Source organism: Paraglaciecola sp. MB-3u-78 (assembly GCF_002835935.1).
GTDB lineage: Bacteria > Pseudomonadota > Gammaproteobacteria > Enterobacterales > Alteromonadaceae > Paraglaciecola.
In genome coordinates this window covers 227,604-243,671 of the sequence record NZ_PJCF01000001.1, presented here as the reverse complement: position 1 = coordinate 243,671, position 16,068 = coordinate 227,604, and the positions used below count along the sequence as shown (strand labels likewise).

At 40.4% G+C, this 16,068-nt stretch carries 18 protein-coding genes; 16 read left to right on the top strand and 2 right to left on the bottom strand.

All coding sequences use genetic code 11. The features are described from left to right. Positions 1–855 precede the first annotated feature (855 nt). Both CXF95_RS01125 and CXF95_RS01120 read right to left on the bottom strand, forming a co-directional pair. A complete protein-coding gene (locus CXF95_RS01125; RefSeq protein ID WP_101196995.1) occupies positions 856–1,224 on the bottom strand; it encodes a S9 family peptidase in 369 nt (122 codons plus the stop codon). 87 nt (positions 1,225–1,311) lie between these two features. Then, positions 1,312–1,746: a RimK/LysX family protein gene (locus CXF95_RS01120; RefSeq protein ID WP_101197133.1), complete on the bottom strand. Its 435-nt coding sequence runs from the start codon at positions 1,744–1,746 to the stop codon at positions 1,312–1,314. A 1,153-nt stretch (positions 1,747–2,899) separates the two neighbouring features. On the opposite strand from CXF95_RS01120, the gene CXF95_RS31060 reads away from it, so the two are divergent. The 16 genes from CXF95_RS31060 (at position 2,900) to CXF95_RS01045 (ending at position 16,053) form a co-directional block, all read left to right on the top strand. Next, on the top strand, positions 2,900–3,034 hold the full coding sequence (locus CXF95_RS31060) for a hypothetical protein (RefSeq protein ID WP_255418870.1): 135 nt from the start codon (positions 2,900–2,902) through the stop codon (positions 3,032–3,034). Between the two features lie 420 nt (positions 3,035–3,454). Then, complete coding sequence (locus CXF95_RS01115; protein WP_101196994.1) at positions 3,455–4,279, top strand: flagellin; 825 nt, start codon at positions 3,455–3,457, stop codon at positions 4,277–4,279. 73 nt (positions 4,280–4,352) lie between these two features. After that, positions 4,353–4,781, top strand: a complete 429-nt coding sequence (locus CXF95_RS01110; RefSeq protein ID WP_101196993.1) for a flagellar protein FlaG — start codon at positions 4,353–4,355, stop codon at positions 4,779–4,781. 59 nt (positions 4,782–4,840) lie between these two features. Beyond that, positions 4,841–6,298: a flagellar filament capping protein FliD gene (gene fliD, locus CXF95_RS01105; RefSeq protein WP_101196992.1), complete on the top strand. Its 1,458-nt coding sequence runs from the start codon at positions 4,841–4,843 to the stop codon at positions 6,296–6,298. A 40-nt stretch (positions 6,299–6,338) separates the two neighbouring features. Next, positions 6,339–6,770: a flagellar export chaperone FliS gene (gene fliS, locus CXF95_RS01100; RefSeq protein WP_101196991.1), complete on the top strand. Its 432-nt coding sequence runs from the start codon at positions 6,339–6,341 to the stop codon at positions 6,768–6,770. Next, the gene (locus CXF95_RS01095) at positions 6,767–7,075 is read left to right on the top strand and encodes a hypothetical protein (RefSeq protein ID WP_101196990.1); all 309 of its coding nucleotides are present in this window, start codon (positions 6,767–6,769) and stop codon (positions 7,073–7,075) included. The genes fliS and CXF95_RS01095 overlap by 4 nt, the downstream gene beginning before the upstream one ends. A gap of 90 nt (positions 7,076–7,165) precedes the next feature. Further along, positions 7,166–8,164, top strand: a complete 999-nt coding sequence (gene pseB / locus CXF95_RS01090) for a UDP-N-acetylglucosamine 4,6-dehydratase (inverting) (protein ID WP_101196989.1) — start codon at positions 7,166–7,168, stop codon at positions 8,162–8,164. Positions 8,165–8,174: 10 nt separating this feature from the next. Beyond that, complete coding sequence (gene pseC, locus CXF95_RS01085) at positions 8,175–9,320, top strand: UDP-4-amino-4,6-dideoxy-N-acetyl-beta-L-altrosamine transaminase (protein ID WP_101196988.1); 1,146 nt, start codon at positions 8,175–8,177, stop codon at positions 9,318–9,320. Beyond that, positions 9,317–10,018, top strand: coding sequence for a pseudaminic acid cytidylyltransferase (gene pseF / locus CXF95_RS01080; RefSeq protein WP_101196987.1), 702 nt, complete (start codon positions 9,317–9,319; stop codon positions 10,016–10,018). The genes pseC and pseF overlap by 4 nt, the downstream gene beginning before the upstream one ends. Beyond that, a complete protein-coding gene (locus CXF95_RS01075) occupies positions 10,011–11,069 on the top strand; it encodes a hypothetical protein (RefSeq protein WP_101196986.1) in 1,059 nt (352 codons plus the stop codon). Before pseF ends, CXF95_RS01075 begins: the two co-directional genes overlap by 8 nt. After that, positions 11,062–12,114, top strand: a complete 1,053-nt coding sequence (pseI, locus tag CXF95_RS01070) for a pseudaminic acid synthase (protein WP_101196985.1) — start codon at positions 11,062–11,064, stop codon at positions 12,112–12,114. Before CXF95_RS01075 ends, pseI begins: the two co-directional genes overlap by 8 nt. After that, positions 12,107–13,159: a UDP-2,4-diacetamido-2,4,6-trideoxy-beta-L-altropyranose hydrolase gene (gene pseG / locus CXF95_RS01065; protein WP_232787559.1), complete on the top strand. Its 1,053-nt coding sequence runs from the start codon at positions 12,107–12,109 to the stop codon at positions 13,157–13,159. Before pseI ends, pseG begins: the two co-directional genes overlap by 8 nt. Continuing rightward, a complete protein-coding gene (gene pseH, locus CXF95_RS01060) occupies positions 13,156–13,743 on the top strand; it encodes a UDP-4-amino-4,6-dideoxy-N-acetyl-beta-L-altrosamine N-acetyltransferase (protein WP_101196984.1) in 588 nt (195 codons plus the stop codon). The genes pseG and pseH overlap by 4 nt, the downstream gene beginning before the upstream one ends. A gap of 10 nt (positions 13,744–13,753) precedes the next feature. Next, entirely contained in the window at positions 13,754–14,011 is a 258-nt protein-coding gene (locus CXF95_RS01055) for an acyl carrier protein (protein ID WP_101196983.1), read from the top strand. A gap of 7 nt (positions 14,012–14,018) precedes the next feature. Continuing rightward, a complete protein-coding gene (locus tag CXF95_RS01050) occupies positions 14,019–15,335 on the top strand; it encodes an AMP-binding protein (protein ID WP_101196982.1) in 1,317 nt (438 codons plus the stop codon). After that, complete coding sequence (locus tag CXF95_RS01045) at positions 15,328–16,053, top strand: SDR family NAD(P)-dependent oxidoreductase (protein WP_101196981.1); 726 nt, start codon at positions 15,328–15,330, stop codon at positions 16,051–16,053. The genes CXF95_RS01050 and CXF95_RS01045 overlap by 8 nt, the downstream gene beginning before the upstream one ends. Positions 16,054–16,068: the final 15 nt, after the last annotated feature.

The following is a 16,068-nucleotide window of genomic DNA, read 5'->3' as shown; positions in this document are numbered from 1 at the left end:
TTATATTTTCCACATTGACATCTATTTTATATTCTTAAGGGAGTGAAAGTCGGCTATTGCTCCGTAATATTTAAGTTCACCTAGATTTTCTAGTTTGTACTGAATAAGCTTACACAGCTAGCTTATTAAGTGTAAGTTTTTGTAAAAATCAAACTTCCAAGACAAGCCCCCCAACCCGCTGTGATATGTGATTCTTCATAGTATTAAAAATCACTCACAATAAGATTAATTATCATTTAGATTGGAAGTGTACTATATCGACTCCGGACCTGAATAAATCAAAATTGCCACATTATACTCAAAACAATTGTCCGATTAGTTCCTCGGGGGGACATGGGTATCTACCCTAATTCCGAAAACTGCTCTTGCGGACAAAGTTGATCTGGCGATGGGCTCAGATGGCTTTTCGCAAAGCATATTTCTTTATTGCCGGCTGGAGCGGATGAACCATTGGAGAAGTTGAAGTATTTCAGCGTACTGTGGGTGGCTTCAACACGTCTCCAGCAGATCAAAACAGACCTATAATGCTCAAAGGTCTATCTCATCTTGATGCTGAGAAATTTAATAAGCTTGCATATAAAGCTCACTAACTCATGCCTACGATTCTTTAGCCAAAAATTATCATCATGCTTTGAATCTTTTTCAGTTTCATCATCCTGTCAGGAGAGTAATTTAATTCCGTCAAATATTTTAATCCATGCTCATTCATTAGTGCTTAAAACGTTAGTTTTAATACAAGTAAACTAATAACACCACGAAATAAATAGTGAGTACCACTTTGACTCAAGAACACTCTCTAGTTTTAAACATGCTGATTTCAATATTACTGTGCATATTGCTTATCAGGTAGCATGGCTATATGGCGCTGTAAAAAGGCATTATTGCTTTATAAACCGCTTCAACTTCTTTTATCGTTTTAAAGCTGTGTTCAAGGCCATTAAATTTAACAAAATCCACTTTATTATCTTGCGTCTCCATCATCAACTGCAACCTAAAACTATGTTCAATGTCTACCACGTCATCTGAAAATCCATGTAAAAGTAATACTGTTTTTTTGATTTTTTTGTATGGATAAACTGGTGAGTTCTTCATTAATTCATCCAATTGAGTACTGGGATCTCCGACGATCTTCTTTAGTTCCTCAGATAACCGTAAATTGCTTTTTAAAGTACCTTTATTGAACATTAAAGTGAGGTCAGTGACACCAGCATAAGAATCAGTCATGAAACTCTATTCCAATGTGGATGATTTATTGAGTGAACAGTCTCAATATATAATTTAACGTAAACGATGATTTAGGTATCGTCATAATCAAATGATTTTTTCCTGCGAGGCAAGGTAACTAAACTCTGGATCGACGAACATCACTCTTTTCATGGCTTGTCGCCCCAAAAGCATCAAATGAACCATTTTAGATCTGTTCGTCAATGTCAGCTTAATAGTCCACTTTAGGCTTTTCATTACGGCCAAAGTATTAATGATATAGCGACGTTCTATTTCTCCATTAGAAGATTTGACACACTTTCTACCGAGTATCTTCACGGAACATTTTTTTGTTTTGCTGACATCATGTGAATCAGCATGAAATTTAAAGTCCAACATGCCTGTTTCTTTATTTTCAGAAATATGGTCGACATGGAGTGATGAAGTTTGAGCACCGGTATCAATCCTGGTTGTTATCCCAAATTGGCCCAGCTCTGGTAAGTCCATCGTTTCTCTGGAGCCTACAAGTATTTTTTCTTTCATAATGTCCATTTCATTATTACGTTAGGGGGAACAGAATTATTTATGAACTCACACTTTAGCACATCAAACTGTTATCGATTGAGGTTTAAATGCCAAGGGCTGAGCGTAAAATAATGAGTAAATATTGTACTTTATGGATTGCTAATTTAAAGGCCATTACGTATATAAAAGGTAGTAGCCTAATTATGCTGACCCATTAATTTTTACTATGAACGTCATGATAAGTTTTTTTTGGAAAATGTGCGGTTGAACATCAGTATTGTTTTTAAATTATTATTTTTGATAAACACCAACTCATGAGCGAAGATTGCAAAAAGTTATGTTCTTGCCTAACCAGACACACCTTAATTTGTAGATGATTTTGTTGTGATTCACTTTTTCCGCTATCTTTTTGTGACTATATAGACGATACATCAGTCTAAAAATTCACATTCAAGTGAATATTTAAAGCTTTTTTTCCAAACTCAGAAGTCGTGTCAGCTAGGGCCTAAGATTCTGCAAATAATCTTATTTGGCAACATTGATGGTAAACATGACTAGTGGAGAGTGTATTTAGAGCCAATGACAAAAGGGTTATTCGGCAGAAAAAAAACCGCCTATTGAACCTGCAGTACATCTAATGAATACGTTATCTAACATACTTGGTGAAACATAAACCATTTCCAAAATAGTTTGGAATTCGAATTATGCCTAACAAGTTTATTAAATATCGTTACGGCCAAAAACCGGCCATCACTGGACGCTCAAAAACGCGCGCCATTTATAAAAGCGTTTAATGTCTAATTTACTTCGATATCTCAATCAAAAATTTAAAATAACCAATGTCTTGGGCATAGCAGCCGATCGACTAAGATATCTTCTATGTCTCCTGATAGGCTCGAAGCGGCCAGTCAACTAAGTCCATCTGTACTTCTGCCAATGGCACAAAGCACTAATCCTGATTCATAGGTCTGTAACCGCTTTGGCAAATTGGCCTTACAAAAATTAGGGAAAGTGAATCTTGAATTACTCAAACTTTCAAGAAACGCTCTATAGATATTGAGGTTTGAATTTTTGTTTTATACCTTCGAGTTTTATGCCCTGACGGGCACCTGCATGAACGATGGCGCGTAGCGTGCTTTTTTTCTCTTCCCAAATAAGGCATGGAGAACCTGTGAGGTCAAACATTCGGGTCGATGAAATGCCACATTTGGTTCTGAAACAGTGGATGACATCAGGACCAGCGAATGGCCGAAAAGGTGGCCCACCTGACTATCAAAACCAGTTTTATCGAGCCACCGCTATGTGAAAAAAAAGAACACTAACAAACATGTAGAATTGAAACCCACAGTTTCACTTGGTAATCACATGATTACATTTATTTTTTTTCTCGGTGTGCTCTGCGTAGCGAAGCGCTCTGTGATGAATAGCTTTAGTCTTTAACTATCTACTTGCCACTGCCATTAGGCTTTTATCTATTTGCTGGTTTCTGGCCAGTAACTTTAGTTTTTTTATTTTTAAAAAAACTAAAGTTACTGTGGTAAGTGTCGATAACGTTAGTCGAGGGGTGATCTAATTGATTACTTTTAGTCTCAGTTAACGATAGAGGTGTTGTTAAATGAGGTAAGTGAGGTGATGGCCAAGAAGAGGTTCTTGTTCATCTATATTGAGGCAAACTTACTGTTACAATCACGTTATCGGCGTGCGGTGAGTTTTCAGGAGGTTTTTTATGGGTTTATTTGTTAATACAAATGTGTCGTCTTTGAATGCTCAGCGCCAGTTGTTTAGTTCGGGGCAAGCTTTAAATACATCTTTCGAAAGATTATCATCAGGTTTTAGGATTAACCGAGCAGCAGATGATGCCGCTGGTTTGCAGATTTCGGACCGATTAACGACACAAGTACAAGGGTTGAATCAGGCGGTTCGAAATGCGAATGATGCGATTTCACTCACACAAACCGCTGAAGGTGCATTGGGTGAGGTAACTACTTCATTACAACGTATTCGGACTTTAGCCGTGCAATCTCAAAATGGAATTAACTCTTCTGCTGATCGAACTGCGCTGCAAAAAGAAGTGACTACATTAAAGAACGAGATCAGCCGTATTGCGTCTGATACACAGTTCGGAGACTTAGATATTTTGAAAGGTAGTTTCTCATCTAAATTTTTAGTTGGCGCAAACGGTGGACAGACTATCTCTGTCAACTTATCCAGAGCCAGTGGTTTTGGTGCATCTGGTTTAGGCATCGCCGCAACGGATGTGTCTACTTTAGACGGGGCTTCTACAGCACTCACTTCGATAACTGCAGCAATATCTAGTATCGGTGGAGCCCGTGCCGATTTAGGTGCCTTGCAAAACCGTTTTCAGTCTACTATTCGTAATTTGAGTAATATTTCTGAGAATATCGCGGGTGCACGTTCACGTATCCGGGATACAGATTTTGCTGTTGAAACGGCGGAATTGACTAAAAATCAGATAATTCAGCAAGCGTCTTTGTCAGTATTAAGTCAAGCCAACCAAAGACCACAAGCTGCATTATCATTGCTTAGTTAAAGCGGTTATTTAACAATAATGCTTAGAGTGGCTACTGCAGTGTAGCCATTCGCATTTTATAAAAAGGTGATTTATGGAAATTAATGTATCACAAATTAGCCAAAATTTTGCACTGTCTAAAGCCGATATCGCTCCAGACAGTGCAAACAGTATTCGCACAAACCAGACGACGGAGGACAAACTGGCATCAGTGCAACCAGAAACTAAAGATTTATCCAACACTGCCGATATAAAAAAACAAGTGCCTCTTGACGTTAGCGCTGAGCAGATTGAAAATGCTGTATTAAAACTAAATGAATTTGTGCAAACTAATAGTAGACAGCTTAATTTTTCAGTGGATGAAGGCAGCAATAAACAAGTTGTAAAAGTAACCGATTCGGAGTCTGGTAAAATTATTCGGCAAATACCTTCTGAAGAATTGTTGAGACTCTCAGAACGATTGCAGAACTTGCAAACGGATGTCGGCACAGCGGTAGGTTTTCTATTTAATAAACAGGTTTAATGTCAATTTTTTTGACATAAACGTTATCCTTCAAATTATTGTGGGAATATAGGTGTGATATGTCAATTTCGTCATTGGGTGTAGGTTCAGGTTTAGACCTTGAAGGTTTAGTTGGGCAATTGCTCGAAGCTGAGCGTAAGCCTAAAACTGATGCTCTGGATTCCAGAGAGGAAAACGTTGATGCTGAAATTTCTGGTATTGGTAAGTTAAAGTCCAAACTTGAGGACTTTCAAGAAACCTTGGATAATTTGCGAAGCGATGCCAACCTTAAAGGGCGTGAGCCAAGCATAAACAACCCATCAGAAGGTGTCGAACCTTTTACAGCTGATGCATCCAATAGTGCTCTGGAAGGTAACTACAATATAGCGGTGACCCAACTCGCTAGCGGTAGTCGAATTGAAACCGCAGATGCAATTGATGGTGGCTTTGATAACTCTACTGATACGGTTTTAAGTGCTGGTACCGCTAGTCTTACGTTTAAAATTGATGCCACCAGTGATTCCTTTAGCATCAACTTAAATGCAGGTGACACATTAGAAGACCTGCGTAACGCCATCAATGCTTCAAACGATAACTTTGGTGTCACGGCCAGTATCATAGATACGGGTACTGCTGTCGGTGGTGCAAAATTAGTCTTTACTTCTGACACTCCTGGTGAAGGAAATGATTTAATTATTGTCAACGATAACGATGAGCCTGAACTGGACCGCGTTTCTACAACTAATTTTGGCGAAACTATAAACTATTTAGTGCCAGTTAATTCAGCTCAAAACGCCAAAGCCACTATCGATGGTATTGACGTAGAAAGTAAAACCAATAAATTTGAAAATGTAATAGAAAATGTCAGTTTTGAAGCATCAGAACTATCTGAACTAAATGCAGACGCCATCACGTTTAAAACCTCAAAACTTAGTATTGGCTTTGATAAAGAATCAGTTGAAGAAACTATCAGAGAGTTTGTTACCAACTTTAACGCCCTACAAGCTGAAATAAAACTGTTAACCAATTATGGTGAATCTGATTTAGAAGAAGACGGTTCACTCGCTGGGGATTCGCTGGTAAGAGGTATACAATCCGGTATCAACAATATTTTATTTTCTTCTGTAGATTCATCTACTCTAGGAGGCCTATTCCAGATAGGTATTGAATATAACGATAACAACGAATTAGAAATTAGTACCTCTGATAAAATCGGCTTAGGCAGCGGTGATGACCGTTTAAAAGAAGCATTAGATGATAATTTTGATCAAATTGCGGCTTTATTTACCGATGAAAGCCAAGGTATTGCTGTTCGTCTATACGATTATGTTGAAGAGTACACTAGTTCTGGTGGGTTACTTAAATCTCGCGTCGACAGTGCAAAAGATCAAAGGGAACAGATTTTTGATGAAAGGTTAAGCTTGGAATTAAGACTTGCTAAAACTGAGGAAATACTGAGGGCTAAGTATTTAAATCTAGACCAAACAGTATCGAGATTAAATTCAACAGGGTCAGCATTACTGGCGACCTTAGGCTAGAAAAAATGCAGTTTCACTATCAAAAATATGGAAAATCAGTATGGCGTTAAAAGGTATCAATGCCTATAAAAAAGGCAATTTGAAACAACAAATCAGTCAAGCAGATCCCCACAAGTTAACGTTAATGTTAATGCAAGGCACACTAGACAAACTTGCTTATACCAAAGGCTGTATAGAGCGAAAAGATTATGCAGGCAAGTCTGAGCATATTTCTAGAGCCACTGCTATTTTGATGAACTTGCGTGATACTCTAGAACTGGAAACAGGAGGCGAGGTCGCTGATAATCTGTACGCACTTTATGATTATATGATACAGCGGTTGATTGACGCCAATGTACAGAATAGCTTGAAGATTGTTGATGAAGTGATTACTCTGTTTTTACCCATTAAATCAGCCTGGTCGCAAATTCCTGAGTCAGCTAAACAAGAGGCTTATGAAATGCAGAGGCAAAAACGTCAAGCAGTGATTTGAAAAAATTAATATTAGATCATGTATTTACACCTTCCCCATTAAAACGTATTAATCAGGATCTGTCAGAACTGACGACTGAAAATGATCCTGATGAGTCTATATTTTTGAAACTCGTGACTGAACGAGACGAATTTATTCAGAATTTCCTAGAAAATATCCCTAACAAAGAAAGAAATAATTTTGTAACAGCTGAATTGCAAGTTAATGGCGCATTAGTTGCTTATGCTGAGGAATCATTTAAAGCGTCATTAAAACAACTCTCTGGGGTGGTACGTGGTCGCAAAGCTGTGAATAAATATCGATGAATATCAGAGGTTTTAACGAGTTAAATCAATTGGGTGATGAATCAAGTCAATCTGAATCTTACCCAACTAAAATGATTGTAAGGGCTGTTTATGTTTAATAATAAATCAATTTTAATTACCGGCGGAACAGGCTCCTTTGGTAAATGTTTTACGGCTTACCTGACAAAAAGTTATTCCCCCAAAAAAGTGATTATTTACTCCCGAGATGAGTTAAAGCAATTTGAAATGCAGCAACATTTTAATGCGCCTTGTATGCGTTATTTTATTGGCGATGTTCGCGATAAGGAACGTCTAATATCTGCCATGCGTGATGTTGATTATGTGGTGCATGCTGCCGCCTTAAAACAAGTGCCTGCTGCAGAATATAATCCCAATGAGTGTATCAAAACCAATATATATGGTTCTCAAAATGTGATTGATGCAGCTATTGCAGCCGATGTGAGTCGTGTGATTGCGCTGTCTACCGATAAAGCTGCCAATCCGGTAAATTTGTACGGCGCGACTAAGCTTGCCTCTGATAAACTGTTTGTCGCAGCCAACAATATGTCTGGAGCTAAAGGTCCCCGATTTGCGGTGGTGCGTTATGGCAATGTTGTGGGTTCCAGAGGTTCAGTTGTGCCCTTTTTCCATAAACTGTTGGATGAAGGTGTAACCAGGTTGCCTGTCACCCATCCAGAAATGACTCGTTTCTGGATCACCCTAGATAACGGTGTGGAATTTGTTGTGAAGAACTTTCAGCGTATGCAGGGTGGCGAGATATTTGTGCCTAAAATCCCCTCTATTCGCATTCTGGATCTCGTTGAATCCATTAGTGGCAAGCGAGAATATGAATTAGTGGGTATTCGCCCTGGTGAGAAACTTCATGAAGTCATGGTGCCAGAAGAGATGGCCCATCATTCTCTTGAATTTGATGACCACTACGTCATAACGCCGGCGATTAAGTTTTTTGATAAAACAGTCAATTATTTAAGAAATAAATTAGGTGAAGAGGGGCAGCCTGTAAAAGATAAATTTGAATATCACTCAGGTACGAATCCACACTTTCTGACAATCGATGAATTAAAAATGCTTGATAAAGTGACATTGTAAAGGAGGGGGCATGATTCCTTACGGTAAACATTGTGTTGATGAAGATGATATTGACGCGGTTGTTGATGTGTTACGCAACCAGTTTTTGACTCAAGGGAGTGTTGTTCCCCAATTTGAACAGGCTTTATGTGAGTATACTGGTACTAACCATTGTGTCGCAGTGAATAGTGCAACGTCAGGTTTGCATGTGGCGTGTTTAGCCGCAGGTGTAATTGCAGGCGATGTGGTGTGGACAGTACCCAACTCTTTTGTCGCATCGGCAAACTGTGCCCTATACTGCGGAGCACGTATAGATTTTGTGGATATAGACCCTCTTACCCGCAATATTGATATCGGCGCATTAGAAAAAAAACTCCATCATGCTGCAACTCAGAATTGTTTACCTAAAGCTTTAATTGTGGTGCATTTTTCTGGATTGAGCTGTGATATGCAGAGCATTCATAAACTAACGCAGATGTATTCAATTGTACTGATTGAAGATGCTGCTCATGGCCTAGGGGGGAGTTATCAACAGTCTAAGATTGGTAGTTGTGTCTATTCTGATATGGCAGTTTTGAGTTTCCACCCGGTTAAGTCAATAACCAGTGCCGAAGGCGGCGCAGTGTTAACCAATCAAAGCCATGTTTACGAAAAACTCACATTATTTGCAAAGCATGGAGTAACAAAAGATCCATCGCAGTTTCGAGGCGAAAGTCACGGATCTTGGTATTACCAGCAACTGGAACTGGGTTACAATTATCGTTTAAGTGATATACATGCAGCCCTAGGTTTGTCACAGTTGAAAAAACTCGATGTATTTATTCAAAAACGTTCCAAGCTCGCCAACGTATATAATCAGGCGTTAGCTGACTTACCTTTGAAACTTCCAGTTGTGGAGCCGCAGTTTAAAAGTGCATGGCATTTATATATGGTGGAGCTTACACAGCATGACCGCCAAAAAGTTTACCAACAACTTCACAAAAAAGGTGTTGCTGTGAACGTGCATTATATTCCCATTCATTTACAGCCTTATTATCAACAACTTGGTTTTAAACAAGGCGATTTCCCCGTGTCTGAGCACTTTTATCAACACGCTTTGACACTGCCTTTGTTTCCAAGTTTAACTCCTGCAGAACAGTCAAAAGTGGTGGATGTGTTACACGAGGTATTGCTGTGAATCTAGCTATCATTCCTGCACGTGGCGGCAGTAAGCGAATTCCCGGTAAAAATATTAAATGTTTTGCGGGTAAACCACTTATCGCTTATTCGATAGAAGCGGCCAAAGCCTCTGGTCTGTTTAATAAAATTATCATTTCTACTGACAGTGAAGAGATAGCTGAAGTAGCAAAATATTATGGAGCAGATGTGCCTTTTATCCGTCCTAAAGAGCTTTCAAATGATGTGGTGGGAACACGACCAGTGACCAATCACGCCATCAAATTTTGTATTGAACATCTTTATCAACCCGAATTCTGCTGTTGTATCTACGCCACAGCGCCTTTTTTACATGCCAAATACTTACAAAAAGGTTTAGATTCACTTAAGCAGCATAGGGAAAAGTCCTTTGCGTTTTCGGTCACTAGTTTTCCTTTTCCAGTGCAACGAGCGTTGATAAAAACCCAAGCAGGTGTATCTCCAATGTTTCCTGATGATATAGGTAAACGGTCCCAGGATTTAGAAGAGGCCTACCATGATGCTGGACAGTTTTATTGGGGGAAAACGGATGGTTACTTATCCAATCAAAAGATTTTTAGTCACGATAGCCTACCAGTGGTTTTACCACGGCATTTAGTGCAGGATATTGATACGCCGGAAGATTGGCAACGGGCAGAACTGATGTATCAAGCTTACGTTCAGGGGCAACCAAGTGAATAAAATAGTCGAGTCTAAGACCGAAAAAGTGCTGTTGATCAGGATGTTAAATTCGGCAGACGTGTGTGCCATTGGACTTCCGGTATTACGTTATTTTAAAAAAAACAATCCACAAGCAGAAATACACTTTTTGACCTTTGGTGATGGCGCTGAGCTGATCAAATTAGCCGAGTCGAATGTGCATGTTAAACATGTGACTCAGCAGCAGTGGCCAGATGATTTTTTCCTCGCCATGGAGTCCTTCTTGGGATTGGCGGAGGAGATTATTGGCGAAAACTACAGTCAAATAGTTAATTTAGATACCGCCTTTATGCCGTGCTTTTTGGCGCGATTTCTGGCAGATGCCGGTGAGCCAGTCAGTGGTAATTATTTGAATATGTCGGTGCAGCAATTATTGCAACAAGTTCAAAATACAAGTTTACAAGCTGAATATGTCAATTCAACACAAGCATTTATGGCTAGTTCGTTTGTCAATATGCATAAATGGCATGGTCGTTGGTGGCAGTTCGATACTGAGTATGAAGGCGGATACCCGGAGTTTTATTTAACTAAGTGTTGTGGATTGGTCGATGATAAATTAGATCAGGGTATTGTTGTTATTCCTGACAAAAAACTGGCTAAAAAGGCTAAGTCTAATAAAGTGATTGGTTTGTGTTTTGGTCAGTCTGACGATGGCTACCTTTATCCATATGTAAGTCGTTTAAAAAAGCTATTAGAACAAAAAGGCTTTGTTGTATGGAGTGACTCTGATGCCAGAGATGATATCCGTTCACTGTTAAAAATGCTAAAGTCCAGTGACCTAATGCTATGTAAACCAAGTGGTAATCGCTGGTATGCACAAGCGGTAGAATGTCCTACATTGTTAATCACTGGAGACAGCGAGCCTGCCTTGTTAATGCCTGAATTTGCAACTGATCCGGTGTCTCCGTGTATGCAACATGCCGTCAACGAAAATAATTTTGTTACTCTAGAGTGCAACTGCGATGATCCAGAGGACTTAGTAGAAAGTATTGAATCTATTTTTGTTCATCTAGAGGAGCAAAATCATGCATGATATTCAAATAGGTGACCGCCTAGTTGGAACAGGCCATGAGCCATTTGTTATCGCAGAACTGAGCGGTAATCACAGCCAACAACTGGATATTGCTTTGGCTATGGTAGACGCAGCAGCTCAAGCCGGTGCCCATGCCATCAAATTACAAACCTACACGGCCGACAGCATGACCTTGGATGTTGAGTCAGATGATTTTGTGATCCAGGAACAAGACAGTTTGTGGAACGGAGAAAAACTACACGCTTTATATCAAAAAGCGGCGACGCCTTATGAATGGCATCAGCCTTTATTTGATAAAGCTAAGTCTTTAGGCATCCTGGCATTTAGTTCACCATTTGATGAACACGCCGTGGATTTTCTAGATGATTTAAATGTACCTTGTTTTAAAATTGCGTCATTTGAATTGACCGATTTACCGCTTATTCGTAAAGCAGCAAGTAAGAAAAAACCATTGATACTGTCCACAGGCATGGCAAGTTTAACCGAGATTGAACAGGCCGTGAATGTTGCTAGACTGGCAGGTTGTGATGACATTATATTACTAAAATGCACTAGCACTTATCCTGCACAACCCACCCAGTCGAACATTGCTACTATCCCTCATTTGCGCGAAGCCTTCGGCTGCCAAGTGGGCCTTTCTGATCATACTGCAGGGGTTGGAGTTTCTATTGCAGCCGTGGCGCTGGGTGCTACAGTGATTGAAAAACATTTTGTATTAGACCGACAAGCGGGTGGCGTGGATGCGGCTTTTTCCTTAGAGCCGGATGAACTCGCTACATTGGTGATTGAGACCCAAAGGGCCTACCAAGCTTTAGGACAAGTTAAGTATGGTGGTACCCAAGCAGAAGAAAAGTCCAAACAGTATCGCCGTTCAATCTATGTGAGTGAAAATGTACAACAGGGACAAGTGTTAAACTCACAAAACTTGCGAATTGTGCGTCCAGCTTTTGGATTGGCACCTAAACATTGGGACAACGTATTAGGTAAAGTCGCTAAACAGGCTTTGGTTAAAGGTACACCATTAGATTGGTGGATGTTTGAGTGACACATTAATGCGTGTGGTGTTTCGAGTTGAAGGCGAACCTAACATAGGTTTAGGACACGTTATGCGCTGCATGGCGTTAGCACAAAGTTTAGTTAAGTATGGGCATGAGCTATTTTTTTTTATGTCGCAGCGTTCACAGTATTTTTGTTGCAACCGAGCAGATTGGATAGGCACCATGCTACCAATGCCTGATATTGATAAAAGTGCAGAGCCAGAATGGTTAGCCAAACAATGTTTAGATTTGAACGCTGACTGGTTGGTGCTTGATGGGTATCAGTTTGATCTGGAATATCGTCAATCATTGCAATCCAATGTGTTTAAGCTTGCTGTTTTCGACGATATGAATAATAGCGGTGCGCTTTACGCCGATATGGTTATCAATGGTGCACTTAACGCGAGTTTACATAATTATCAACTGACTGCACCTAAGGCACTATTGGCTATCGGGCAAGGCTATCAAGTATTAAGGCAGGAATTCCTGCAGCTAACAAATAGGCAATGGTCAAATCGTAAACACTTAACCCTTATGTTTGGTGGCAGTGATCCTAAAAAACAGACCATTAAAGCATTACAATCTTTGGGTAAAGCAAATGCTTGTATGCCAATCATTGTCATTACTGGTGCTGCTTTTGATGGGTTGCACGACTTGGCCGAGTTAATCAAAATTAGCGGATTAGATATTACTCATCTCCATGACTGCCAAAATATGGCTGCGGTGTTGCTGAATACTAAATTAGCCTTATCGGCAGCAGGGGGAAGCCAATTTGAGCTACTCGCTTGTGCTACGCCATCAATATTGGTGGTGGTGGCTGAAAATCAAAAGTTAGCGAGTCAAGGTGCGGCAAGTCAAGGTTGGTGTCAGGTAGTCAATAGCGATGACTTGAGCTCTGATGAGTGGGTAAAACAGTGTTTATCTTTATGGCAACAACCAGAACTGTTGCGCTCTATGCATACAAAGGCATTGCAGTTTCCTGTAGTCGATGGTGCTAAAAAAATAGTAGAACTGATGTCAGAGCAAAAGATAACAAGTGATGATGCAAAATGAAAACAGCGATACCTGAACATGCTTTTAAGCCGCTGCAAAAAGAACAACTGGAGCTGGTTTGGCAATGGCGCAATAGTCCAAGGATTATGCAAAATATGCATAATAGTGCCCCAGTAAAATGGCTAGAGCACTGTGCATGGTTTGAAAAGCTTCATGATGATAACAGCCGTCAATTTTATATCTGTTTACAGGACCAACGCCCTATAGGTGTGCTTAATTTTTCTGATATGAACACGGCCACTCCTGAATGGGGCTGTTATTTGGGCGAGACCAACGTTTGGCCCGGTAGTGGTATTATGTTGGAGTTGGCGGCTTTAGATTTTGGCGCCAGCCACCGTCAATTTAGTCATTTGCTGGCGCAAGTGTTGTCGTTTAACAACTCGGCAAATAAAATGCATAAAGTATTTGAATATGAACAAGTTAGCCTTGAAAAAGGCGGCGAACGCAATGGCCAACGTTTCGATATACATCATTACAGTTATGAACTTAAGCAGTGGGTTGAAAAGCGTGACAAAATACTCGCAAAGTTGCCAAAAAACATTGCACTTGCAGCAGCCCACATTCAATTTTTCACAGTAGGTTAGAAAAATACTAATGACGAATTTAGAACAACAAATTAGACAAACCATGCAACAAGTGGCTGAGTTGAGCGACTGCCAGTTAGTGGATCCGATTGACGCAGATACGCTGTTACTTGAGTGCGGTTTAGACTCGTTAGGTTATGCCATGTTAGTGGCACAGCTAGAAGAAGACTTAGGTTTCGACCCTTTTACAGAATTGGCTATTGATACTTACCCAAGCACCTTTACTGAGCTCTTAGCTATTTATCAACAATGTGCTAGTAGCCAGTAAATCCATCATGCAAAGCTTTAGCAATCAATTAGCAAATCTGCCCACAACGGGAGTGATTACCTCTGCAGGTGAGCACAGTTCAATCGCTGAGCTAATAAAACAAGCACAGGAAATTAGGCTGCAGTACCCACAACTTTGTCAACATAGCATAGCCATAAGTTATACCAATTTAAACGAGTTTATTGCGGCTCTGATTGCCTTTGATGGCTGGTGCTCAGCCATTTATGTATGCCCACCTGATGTGTCGATATCTGATGAAGAGCTAATTAAATGGCCGTTAGACAATGCTATAGCTGTTATTGATTCAACTGAAGAACCGCCGAAATCTACTGCTTCAGATGTTACCCAAACAACTTGGTATTTGGCGACCTCTGGCACCACAGGTGAGCCAAAATGGTTTTCCCACTCTTTTTTATCATTGACTGCAAACACTAAGTACAGTCATAGATTGCAAACTTTGTGCTGGGCACTGTTGTATCAACCCTTTAGATTTGCCGGATTACAAGTGGTGTTACAGGCGCTATTAAGTGGTGCTGACCTAGTGGATGTGGTTGATTACGAACCTTTAGTTCAGATGGCATTTTTAAAGCATGGTGGTGTAACGGCTGTATCTGCCACCCCCAGCTTGTGGCGGCAACTTCTAATGACGGGACAATTGAGCGAATTAACCCTGAGTCATATCACGCTAGGGGGGGAAATTGCCGACCAAAGTCTGTTGGATAAATTGCAGCGTTTGTTCCCTAAAGCAAAATTACGGCATATTTACGCCTCGACAGAAGCTGGGGTCGGATTTGTGGTGACGGATGGACTCGCGGGTTTCCCAGCTAAATGGCTTGATGACTGTTCACTTTCGGTGGCGTTGAAGGTGTCAGATAAGCAACATTTACTGATTAAACCAAGTCATCATCTGTGCCAAACACTGGCACAACAAACTGATGCACAAGGCTACGTAGACACCTTAGATACAGTCAAAATAATCGACGATAGAGTGTTTTTTTTAGGAAGATCAACAGGTACGATCAACGTGGGCGGTAATAAGGTACATCCAGAGAAGGTAGAGCAAGTGTTATTGCAATGTGCTGATATTAGCCAAGTGAAAGTGTATGCTAAAAAAAGTGCCTTGTTGGGTGAGCTAGTGGTGGCAGACGTAACGATTGATGGGCCTTCCATTAGAGAAGAAACCAATCAACAAGAGGTTAAACAACAATTGTTGAAATTGTGCAAAAATCAATTGCAACGTTTTGAAATACCTACCAAAATCAATATAGTGAATAATATTTCTTACGATCCAAGCGGCAAGTTAAACAGGAAGCAGCATGACTGATTACGTCATAGTAACAGGTGCAAGCAAAGGTCTAGGCCTAGCCATTTGCCAACAAGCCGCTGGGCAGGGGTATGGCGTGATTGCCATCGCCCGGAAAATTTCTGAACCCTTTAAAGCACTGCAGCAAGACTATCCTGAACTCGTTAATTTTCATGCTGTTGATTTGGCCGATTTAGACAAAATATCTGAGCTGTGTAAACAACTCATCAAGCAATATGGACGACCTTACGCCCTGATCAATAACGCTGCTGCTGGCCATGATGGTGTGCTGGCGACTATGCCTAATTCTGCTATTGAGCATTTAATGCGCTTGAATATTCAAGCACCTATTTTACTGAGCAAATATTTGGTGCGTTCGATGTTGTTGAATCGTAAAGGTCGGATCATCAACATATCTTCTATTATTGCCAAAACAGGTTTTAACGGCCTAAGTGTTTATGCTGCCAGTAAGGCCGCCTTGGAAGGGTTTAGTAAATCTTTAGCCCGTGAAGTGGGTAAAGCAGGTATAACCGTAAACTGTGTCGCACCTGGTTATATGCAAACCGATATGACTAGCAGCCTACAAGGCGATAAGTTGGAGAGTATCAAAAGGCGCAGCCCGCTAGGAAAACTAGCTACCGTGGACGACGCGGCATCTATGGTGATGTATTTGCTCAGTGAACGAGCATCGGCTATTACTGGTACGGTATTGACGGTTGATGCCGGAAGTACGGCATAATTATTGGTTAATAAA

Bases quoted from the DNA above. Each gene is read 5' to 3' on its own strand.
- CXF95_RS01125 (WP_101196995.1), bottom strand. From the start codon at position 1,224: ATGACTGATTCTTATGCTGGTGTCACTGACCTCACTTTAATGTTCAAT.
- CXF95_RS01120 (WP_101197133.1), bottom strand. From the start codon at position 1,746: ATGAAAGAAAAAATACTTGTAGGCTCCAGAGAAACGATGGACTTACCA.
- CXF95_RS01115 (WP_101196994.1), top strand. From the start codon at position 3,455: ATGGGTTTATTTGTTAATACAAATGTGTCGTCTTTGAATGCTCAGCGC.
- CXF95_RS01110 (WP_101196993.1), top strand. From the start codon at position 4,353: ATGGAAATTAATGTATCACAAATTAGCCAAAATTTTGCACTGTCTAAA.
- fliD (WP_101196992.1), top strand. From the start codon at position 4,841: ATGTCAATTTCGTCATTGGGTGTAGGTTCAGGTTTAGACCTTGAAGGT.
- fliS (WP_101196991.1), top strand. From the start codon at position 6,339: ATGGCGTTAAAAGGTATCAATGCCTATAAAAAAGGCAATTTGAAACAA.
- pseB (WP_101196989.1), top strand. From the start codon at position 7,166: ATGTTTAATAATAAATCAATTTTAATTACCGGCGGAACAGGCTCCTTT.
- pseC (WP_101196988.1), top strand. From the start codon at position 8,175: ATGATTCCTTACGGTAAACATTGTGTTGATGAAGATGATATTGACGCG.
- pseI (WP_101196985.1), top strand. From the start codon at position 11,062: ATGCATGATATTCAAATAGGTGACCGCCTAGTTGGAACAGGCCATGAG.
- pseH (WP_101196984.1), top strand. From the start codon at position 13,156: ATGAAAACAGCGATACCTGAACATGCTTTTAAGCCGCTGCAAAAAGAA.
- CXF95_RS01055 (WP_101196983.1), top strand. From the start codon at position 13,754: ATGACGAATTTAGAACAACAAATTAGACAAACCATGCAACAAGTGGCT.
- CXF95_RS01050 (WP_101196982.1), top strand. From the start codon at position 14,019: ATGCAAAGCTTTAGCAATCAATTAGCAAATCTGCCCACAACGGGAGTG.
- CXF95_RS01045 (WP_101196981.1), top strand. From the start codon at position 15,328: ATGACTGATTACGTCATAGTAACAGGTGCAAGCAAAGGTCTAGGCCTA.